Consider the following 9,439-nt stretch of genomic DNA (forward strand, 5'->3'; position numbering starts at 1 on the left):
AATTTATCCGGCTACGCCGATGCTTTGAAAATGCGTTTATGGCCTGTTTTCCGGAAATCAGCACGAAAACGTCTTTTCAATCATGTCCTCTTAACGGAAAAACAGCATGCAGAGATTGACTCAAGAACACAGTTCAATCCCTGCTCCTGTTTTCGGTTTGTTTTCCAGAAAGTAAGCCAAAAACAGCAAGTACCGTACAACCTTCTTTATTCTTCCAGCATTCACTCTTTCACGCATTGTTTACCTTTGCCGCATGCGGAACACATCTGAATATGATATAGTGGTGATTGGCGCGGGGCCCATAGGGCTTTCGTGCGGCATTGAGGCGCAGAAAGCAGGGCTCTCTTACGTGATCATTGATAAAGGGGCCCTGGTGAACTCGCTGTACAATTATCCGGTGACCATGACTTTTTTCTCTACCTCAGAGAAACTGGAGATTGGCGGCGTGCCCTTCATCTCAGACAACCCCAAGCCCCGCCGCAATGAGGCGCTGGAGTACTACCGCCGCGTCACGGGCAAGTTCACCCTGAACGTGCGGCTCTTTGAGGAGGTGATGAGCGTACAGCAAGAGGCAGACAGGTTTCTGGTGGAAACAGCCAAAGGCACCTACCGCGCCCGCAAGGTCATTGTCTCCACCGGTTTTTATGATTTACCCGCGCTCATGAACATCCCCGGCGAAGACCTGCCCCACGTGACCCACTACTACAAAGACCCGCATTACTACGCGCTGCAGAAAGTGGTGGTGGTGGGCGCCAGCAACTCCAGCGTAGACGCCGCCCTGGAAACCTACCGCAAAGGCGCCGACGTCACCATGGTGGTGCGGGGGCCGCAGATTGGGAGGCGGGTAAAATACTGGGTGAAACCAGACATTGAAAACCGCATACAGGAGGGCAGCATCAAAGCGTACTTCAATTCCACCCTCACGGCCATTAGGCCGGGCGAGGTGGAAATAAACACCCCAAACGGCCCTGTGACCCTGGCCAATGATTTTGTGCTGGCGCTCACCGGCTACAAACCTAATTTTGATTTACTCCGGCGGTTTGGCGTAGAACTGTCTCCAGATGACAAGCTGTACCCGCAACACAACCCTGAGACCATGGAAACGAACCAGCCCGGGTTGTACCTGGCGGGCGTAGTCTGCGGCGGCATGGACACACACCTGTGGTTCATTGAAAACTCCCGCGACCACGCCGCAAAAATCATCTCCCACATTCTGGCCCAGCGTCCTGCTCTTTGATTTTTCCTGTTTTCGGCCTGTTTTTCAAAAAGTAGCCCGAAAACAGAATTTTCATAACCCGGAGAAGCGCCCCGGTACTGCCTGAATGGGAAGTCAAAATAACACCAGAGCCACAATTTTCTTTTCTTTGTGGCCGTACCACCTCATGCAGTACGGTTTTATAGTTTAATCCTTTTGCTCTTGCCCGCTTTTTACGCCATGAGAAAAAGACTCAGGAAACAGTATAGAATTGCCCGCGTCATCTTTTACAAAGAAACCCTCATTGACCACAGGGAACATTTCTGGACTTTCCTGGGCTCCTTTGCAGGCATTGGGTTGATTGGCCTGCTGAACAGCCAGTTTCTGCCTTCCAGCGACAACCTGTTTCTGATTGGCTCCTTTGGGGCGACCGCGGTACTCCTGTTCGGGTTGATCAACAGCCCTCTGGCCCAGCCCCGCAATTTGATTGGCGGCCACGTTTTGAGTGCTTTGGTGGGCGTGTCTGTTTACCACCTGCTCCCGGAGGTGGCCTGGCTTTCTTCGGCACTCGCCGTGTCTTTGTCAATTGTGGTCATGCAGATTACCAAAACCATGCACCCGCCGGGTGGCGCTACGGCCTTGATTGCCAACATTGGTTCTGCCAAAGTACACGCCCTGGGCTATTTCTTTATTCTTTCGCCGGTGCTCTCCGGGGTGCTGATCTTACTTTTGGTGGCGCTGGTGGTGAACAATGCCACCGCCCACCGCAGGTATCCCGCCAACAGAAACTGGTACCAGTTCTGGAAAAGAAAATACCGCTAACCCCCTTCTTCACTACCGAGTAAACCCCACTTCCCTGCAAAAAACTAAGGATCACAAGTTTCTGTGGGATATTAGAAGGTTTCTCCAAAGAAACCAGATCTCACATTATCTGTAAAATTCTTTTTTTCAAGCACTTAACTAACAGAAAAACGCTTCCTGTCTATTTCCTGAAAAATTAAATTGTTTTCTCCACCGGTTACACCGTTTCTTTGCGCGACCGAATGAACGTTCAATAGACAATAACGGAGAAGAAGTTGGAGAAGATTGCAGAGAAGAAAAAGGCTATTCTGGAGAGTACGCTCAAACTTGTGAAAGAGAACGGCTTTCATGGAACCCCCATGAGCCAGGTAGCTAAAAAAGCGGGAGTGGCGGCTGGTACCATTTACCATTACTTTGACAGCAAAGATACGCTCATTATGGAGCTGTACCTCTATACCCAGTACCGGGTGTTAGACGCCATGCGCGAGAACAGCCGGGAAGACATGGACTATAAAACGCTCTTTTTCAGCAACTGGATGAGCCGCTGTCAATTTTACATAGAAAACCCTGACGCCCTTTGCTTTATGGAGCAATTTGTGAATTCACCGTATAACAACCGTTGCTCCCGGGAACAGAATGAGCGTTTCCAGAAAGAAGTACTCCAGTTTATTGAACGCGGCATTGAACAAAAATATCTCAAGCCTATGAATCAGCGCCTCATGTGCATCATGATGCACAGCACCGCCCTCACCGCTGCAAAAATCCAGTTGGCCGGCCAAGTCTCCCTGGGCGAAGAAGAGCTGCAGCAACTGGCCCAAATGGTCTGGGACGGCATCAAACTTAATTAATTCCCCCTTAACTACCTGTAATACATTCCCACATGAAGAGAGTAACGCTTCTGGTGTCTGCGCTGCTAGTGTACCTGCTGGTCCCGCTAGGCGCAATGGCACAAGACACAAGCACCCAAAGTCCGCCGGTTAATGGCACCCTCACCCTCCAGCAGTGCGTAGAGTATGCTCTAAAAAACCAGGCCCAGGTACGGCAATCTCAGCTAGACGAGGAGATTGGCGAGCGGCAGATAAAAGCGCAGCTGTCTGGCTGGCTCCCGCAGATCACCGCCCAGTTTGCTGCGGCGCACAATATTCAGCGGCAGCAAATGGTTTTTGAGGGAGTGGCCCGCCCCATTGGCACCAACTACACCTCTAACGTGCTGCTCCAGGCCAACCAGACCCTGTACAGCAATGACTTGCTCCTGGCGTCACGTGCCGCCAATTTTACCAGAACCGTCCTGGACCAGAACACCAAAGCCACTAAGATTAACACCGTGGTGGATGTCAGCAAGGCGTTCTTCAATGTACTGCTAACGCAGGAGCAGCTCCGCATTCTGGATGAGAACATCATCAGGCTGGAAAAGCAGTTCAGGGATGCCCGCGCCCAGTATGAGCAAGGTCTGGTAGATAAAACCGATTATCAGCGGGCCAGCATCACCCTGGCCAGCACCCGTGCCGACCGCAAGCGCGCCCAGGAGAACATTAAAGCCCGCACCGCGGTGTTGCAGGAGTTGATGGGTGTACCGGTAGGGTCTGACCTTCAGCTGGCGTATGACTACAACCAGATGCAGCAGAACATTCAGGTAGACACCACCCAGCAAGTGTCATTTGCCAACCGGGTGGAATTTCAGCAGCTGCAGACCCAGCGCCAGATTCAGGTGCTGAATACCCGCTACTACCGCTGGGGGTTTCTGCCAAACGCCTCCCTCTACGGCAACTACAACCCGCTGTTCTTCAGTGACAACTTCTCTGATCTGTACAGCAAAGCGTACCCTACCTCACAGGTGGGGCTGCAGGTAGCCATCCCCATCTTTCAGGGGGGGCAACGGCTGCAGAACATGCGCATCTCTGAACTGCGGGAGACACGGCTGGACCTAGACTTACAAAACCTGCAGCGCCGCATAAACACTGAGTATCAAACGTCTCTGGCGAACTACAAGAGTGACTACAATGACTGGATCACGCTCCAGAGCAACCTGCAGCTGGCTGAAGAGGTCTACAACGTGATCAAGCTCCAGTACAATGAAGGCATCAAAACCTACCTGGACTTGATTGTAGCAGAAACGGACCTCAGAACGGCGCAGCTTAATTATTACAACGCACTGTACAGTGTGCTTTCCAGCAAGCTGGATGTGCAACGGGCCCTGGGTACCATTGCCGTAGATTAATGAACAGAATAGAACTGAAAATCACTTCCCTATAATGAAAAGAACTTATTCCCCATTAGCGGCGGCTGCTTTGTGTGCGGCGTTGCTGGTTTCCTGCGGCAAAAAGGACGCTGCCCCCCAAGGCCCTATGATGGGCGGTCCGGTACCCGTAAACACCTATACCGTTACCCAGGAGCACGTAGTAGGCACTGACAGCTATCCCGGCACCGTGGTTCCCTTGAATGAAGTGGAGTTGCGTCCGCAGGTGAGCGGCTACATCAGCCAGATATTTGTAAAAGACGGTCAGCGCGTGACCAAGGGTCAGAAGCTGTATGAAATTGACCGTACCAAATACCAGGCGGCGTACAACCAGGCACAGGCCAACGTACGCAGCGCCCAGGCCAACCTGAACCGGGTACAAAAAGACCTGGAGCGCTATGAGAACCTGGCCAAGCAAGACGCCATTGCCCGCCAGCGGGTAGATTACGCCCGCGCTGATGTGGAAACCGCCCGCTCTCAGGTAGCTGTTGCCCGCGCCCAGGTGGCCAGCGCCGCTACAGATTTAGGCTACTCTATTATTACAGCGCCTTTCTCCGGCACCATTGGCATTTCTCAGGTTAGGGTGGGCTCGCAGGTGAGCCCGGGCCAGACCTTGCTGAACACTATTTCGTCTGAAGGCCCCACGGGGGTTGATTTTGTGATCAATGAGCAGGAATTGCCTCGCTTTAACCGGTTGCAGCAGGGCAAGCAGCCAGATTCGCTGTTCACGCTCACCCTGGCAGACGGCAGCCGATATGCTCATACCGGTAAATTAAGCGCCATTGACCGGGCGGTGGGTCTGCAAACCGGTACCATCACCGTGCGGGTGAGTTTCCCTAACCCCAACCGGCAGCTGGTAGCCGGCATGACGGTAACCGTCAACGTGCTGAACCAGGATATAGGCCAGCAAATCACCCTTCCTTTCAAAGCGGTGACTGAGCAGTTAGGCGAATACTTTGTGTACCGGGTGCAGGGAGATTCTGTGGTCCAGCAGAACATTCAGCTGGGTACCCGCTTCCAGGACAAGATTGTGGCCCGTGAAGGCTTAGAAGCCGGACAGACCATTGTAGTGGAAGGCATTCAGAAGCTCCGCCAGGGGGCCAAGATCCAAGTGGGAGCCCCTGCGGCACCTGGTGCTGGGGCTCCGGCCGGGGCCAGATAATCAACAATCGTTTACAGTAGCTTTTTCAGAAGAGACATGATATCTGATGTATTTATAAGACGGCCCGTCACCTCCATTGTCATTTCCATAGTGATAGTGTTGGTGGGAACGCTGGCCATGATGAACTTGCCCGTCACGCAGTACCCAGACATTTCGCCGCCTACGGTATCTGTATCAGCGAACTATACGGGGGCAGATGCCCAGACGGTAGAGCAGACGGTGGCTACCCCCATTGAGACCCAGATCAACGGTACGCCGGGCATGGCCTACCTCACCTCTACCAACACCAGTACCGGCCAAATGAACATGACCGTGACTTTTGAGGTGGGTACTGACATTAACATTGCCACCCTGGACGTGCAGAACCGCGCCAGCGTGGCTGAACCCAGCCTGCCTGAAGAGGTGCGCCGTTTAGGGGTGACCGTGCGTAAGCGGAACCCGAGTATCCTGATGGTGGTGGGTATTTATTCGCCCAAGAAAAGCCATGACATCCAGTACCTGGACAACTACACCAACATCTACGTGAAAGACGCCTTGCTGCGCGTAAAAGGCGTGGGTGACGTGACCGCCATTGGGCAGGATTTCAGTATGCGTCTGTGGCTGCAGCCAGACAAAATGGCCCAGTACAACCTGAGCCCAAACCAGGTGGTGGCCTCCATTCAGGAGCAGAACATGCAGGTGGCCGCCGGTACAGTAGGTGCCCGCCCGCAGTACAGCACCCAGGCGTTCCAGTACCCCATCACGGTAAGCGGACGTTTGGCTACCCAGGAGGAGTTTGAGAACATCATCATCCGTACCAATCCGGAAGACGGCTCTTTGGTGTACCTGAGAGACGTGGCCCGCGTGGAGTTTGGGCAGTTTGACTACGGCCGCCAATCTACCATTAACGGGAACCCGGCCGCCATGATGCTGATTTACCAGGCCCCGGGCTCTAACGCCGTTGAAACCGCAGAAGGAATCTACGCCACCCTGGCGGAGATGAAGAAAACTTTCCCGGCAGATGTGGACTACATTGTGTCGTTTGAGTCAGTAACGGTGGTAGAGGTGTCTATTAATGAGGTGGTACATACCTTGTTAGAGGCGCTGGTGCTGGTAATTATTGTGGTGTTCCTGTTCCTGCAGAGCTGGCGTGCCACGCTGGTGCCTATCCTGGCTATTCCGGTATCTATCATTGGTACGTTCATCTTCTTCATTCCGCTGGGCTTTACCATTAATACGCTCACGTTGTTCGGGTTTGTGTTGGCCATTGGTATTGTGGTAGATGACGCCATTGTGGTGGTAGAGGCCGTGCAGCACTATATTGACCATGAGCGGCTTTCGCCAAGGGAGGCTACGCGCCGGGCCATGAAAGACATTACGGCACCGGTAATTGCCATTGCCTTGATTCTGGCGGCGGTGTTCATTCCGGTAGGTTTTATTCCGGGTATTGTGGGTCGTCTGTACCAGCAGTTCGCTATCACCATCGCTATTTCGGTATTGATTTCGGCCTTTGTGGCCTTGACCCTGACCCCGGCACTTTGCTCGCTCATGCTGCGCCCTATGAACGTGAACCGTGAATCACGGGGCTTGAACAAGTTCTTCTACAAGTTCAACAACTGGTTCGCCCGTACCACTGAGTCTTATTCGGTGGGGGTGCGCAAGAGCATCAAGGCGGCCCCGCTGGCGTTGATTCTGCTGGTGTGCTTGTATGTGGGTACGGTGGGCTTGTTCGCCAAGAAGCCAACCGGCTTCATCCCTACCGAAGATGAGGGACGTCTCTTTATCTCGGTGGAGTTGCCAGAAGGCTCCTCGGCTAACAGAACGCAGGCGATTCTGGAGCAGATGGCAGGCATCATTGGCGAAGTGAAAGCCATTAAAAACGCTACTTCCATCTCGGGTCTGAACGCCATTAACTTCTCGTTCAAGTCTAACAGCGGTACGTTCTTCATTCAGATGCACCCGTGGGACCAGCGCCAGGAGGAATCTATGCGCCTGCAGGGTGTGATTGGTGAGCTTAACCAGCGTTTCTCAGCGATCAAGGAAGCGAACATTATTGTGGTGGCGCCGCCGGCTATTCCGGGTCTGGGCCAGTCAGGAGGTTTCAGTTTCATGCTGGAGCAGCGCACCGCGGGTGACATCAAGGAGATGGAGCGCGTGATGGGCCAGTTCCTGGGCGCGGCCAACCAACGGCCTGAAATTGCCATGGCCTACAGCTTCTTCAACACCCGCACCCCCGGTTACCACGTTGAGGTGGACCGCGAGAAGGTGAAAAAGCTGGGTCTGAACCTCACTGATGTCTTTGCCACCATGTCCTCGTACATGGGAAGCCGGTACATCAATGACTTCACCCGTTACGGCCGTAACTACCGCGTGGTAGCGCAGGCAGACACCGCGTACCGCATGGACATCAAAGACCTGGGCCAATACTACGTTTTGAACCGCACCGGAGAATCAGTGCCGCTGAGTGCGGTGGTGTCTAGTAAGGTGGTAGAGAACCCGGCGGTGATTTCACACTACAACCTGTTTAGGTCGGTTGAGATTTCAGGCAGCGCCGCGCCGGGCTACAGTAGCGGGCAGGCCCTGCAGGCGTTAGAGGAAGTGGCCCAGCAGGTGTTGCCAGCAGGCTACGGGTATGACTTCTCTGGCCTCAGCCGCGAGGAGCTAGCCGCCGGAAACAGCACCATCTACATCTTCGCCCTTTCCATTGTGCTGGTGTTGCTGTTGCTGGCCGCCCTGTATGAAAGCTGGTCAGTGCCGTTCTCCATCCTGTTTGCCATTCCGTTGGGTATGTTTGGGGCCATTCTGGCGTTGACTTTCCTGCCTAAACTGGACAACAACGTGTATGCCCAGATTGGTATGATCACCCTGATTGGTCTGGCGGCCAAGAATGCCATCCTGATTGTGGAGTTTGCCAAGGAACGCGTAGACCGCGGCATGGAACTGATAGAAGCCACCATTGAGGCGGTGAAACTTCGTCTACGGCCCATCATCATGACCTCAATGGCCTTTATCTTGGGGGTGGTGCCGCTGGTGCTGGCCTCTGGGGCGGGGGCCGTGTCCCGCCAGACCATTGGCTGGGTGGTAATTGGCGGTATGCTGGCCGCTACGTTTCTGGCTATCTTCATTGTGCCAGTTCTTTACGTGGTGATTACGCGCCTGGCCTACGGCAAGAAAGGCCTGGCCGAACTGCGGGAGCGTCACAAAGGCATTGACTTTGACCATAATTAACCCCATTCCTGTTTTGGGGCTGTTTTTCAGAAAACAGCCCCAAAACAGGAACCACCCGCTCTATGTATAGTAGTGCGTGTTTTACTAAAGCCTTGGCTCTGGGAGCCAGGGCTTTTTCTTACCAACCCGTTTATCAGCCCGCCTGTGTTTTTGAGCTACTTTTGTAAAAACAGGCCGAAAACAGAAACCGAGAGAGCCCTGCTTCTGTGATCAGCAACTTCATTGGCAGCCTGCCCCACACTGCGTTGACTTTCCTTATCAATGAACCTTATGAATGCTACACCAACCTTAAAAAAGCGCCCGCTGCTCACCGGCATTGCCCTTTACCAACTCATTGGGGGTTTTATTGGACTGGGCCTGTTCCTGAAGTTGCTACCGCAGCTGCAGAATCCTTCTTCTTCTACCTGGGTGGGAATAGCGGTGGCGGCAATCCTCTATTTCTTCTCTATTGTCTGTGGCTTTCTGCTCCTAAAAGGAACCCGGCTGGCGTTTAACCTGTCCCTGGCCAATCAGATACTGCAGATCTTCAGCTTCGGGATAGCGGGGGTGGCGTACAATTATGTGGCGGGGGTAAAGATTGGGGTGGGCATTGACTTTCTGGAAAGCTGGCTTTTCAAGTTCCGGTTTTCACTGTCTTCCTTCAGCTTCAGTTTTAATGCGGGCACAGGCCTTTCCTTTGTCTCGGTAAACCTGTTGGCACTGGTGATCCTGTACCTGCTGGAGCGCTTGCAAGACCAGAGGCCACAGTAGCCGTTGCTTAAATACAGCCTTTTTTTTTACCTTTCCCCCTGTTTGTGCTGTTTTCATTTAAATCAACCCAAACCCAAAGGGAGGTTTA

General features: G+C 53.4%; 7 protein-coding genes. All 7 read left to right on the forward strand.

Features of this window, described 5'->3' with window-relative positions:
- Window positions 1-253 precede the first annotated feature (253 nt).
- On the forward strand, window positions 254-1,237 hold the full coding sequence (locus tag A8O25_RS17510; protein ID WP_066837542.1) for a YpdA family putative bacillithiol disulfide reductase: 984 nt from the start codon (window positions 254-256) through the stop codon (window positions 1,235-1,237).
- A 198-nt stretch (window positions 1,238-1,435) separates the two neighbouring features.
- Entirely contained in the window at window positions 1,436-2,017 is a 582-nt protein-coding gene (locus A8O25_RS17515) for an HPP family protein (protein WP_066837563.1), read from the forward strand.
- A gap of 254 nt (window positions 2,018-2,271) precedes the next feature.
- On the forward strand, window positions 2,272-2,844 hold the full coding sequence (locus A8O25_RS17520) for a TetR/AcrR family transcriptional regulator (protein ID WP_066837545.1): 573 nt from the start codon (window positions 2,272-2,274) through the stop codon (window positions 2,842-2,844).
- Window positions 2,845-2,876: 32 nt separating this feature from the next.
- Window positions 2,877-4,214, forward strand: coding sequence for a TolC family protein (locus tag A8O25_RS17525; RefSeq protein WP_066837548.1), 1,338 nt, complete (start codon window positions 2,877-2,879; stop codon window positions 4,212-4,214).
- 34 nt (window positions 4,215-4,248) lie between these two features.
- Window positions 4,249-5,394: an efflux RND transporter periplasmic adaptor subunit gene (locus A8O25_RS17530; RefSeq protein WP_066837551.1), complete on the forward strand. Its 1,146-nt coding sequence runs from the start codon at window positions 4,249-4,251 to the stop codon at window positions 5,392-5,394.
- Window positions 5,395-5,430: 36 nt separating this feature from the next.
- Window positions 5,431-8,601, forward strand: coding sequence for an efflux RND transporter permease subunit (locus tag A8O25_RS17535; protein WP_066837554.1), 3,171 nt, complete (start codon window positions 5,431-5,433; stop codon window positions 8,599-8,601).
- Between the two features lie 270 nt (window positions 8,602-8,871).
- Window positions 8,872-9,351, forward strand: a complete 480-nt coding sequence (locus A8O25_RS17540; protein WP_153042813.1) for a hypothetical protein — start codon at window positions 8,872-8,874, stop codon at window positions 9,349-9,351.
- Window positions 9,352-9,439: the final 88 nt, after the last annotated feature.

Origin of the sequence: Rufibacter ruber (genome assembly GCF_001647275.1) — a bacterium.
GTDB lineage: Bacteria > Bacteroidota > Bacteroidia > Cytophagales > Hymenobacteraceae > Nibribacter > Nibribacter ruber_C.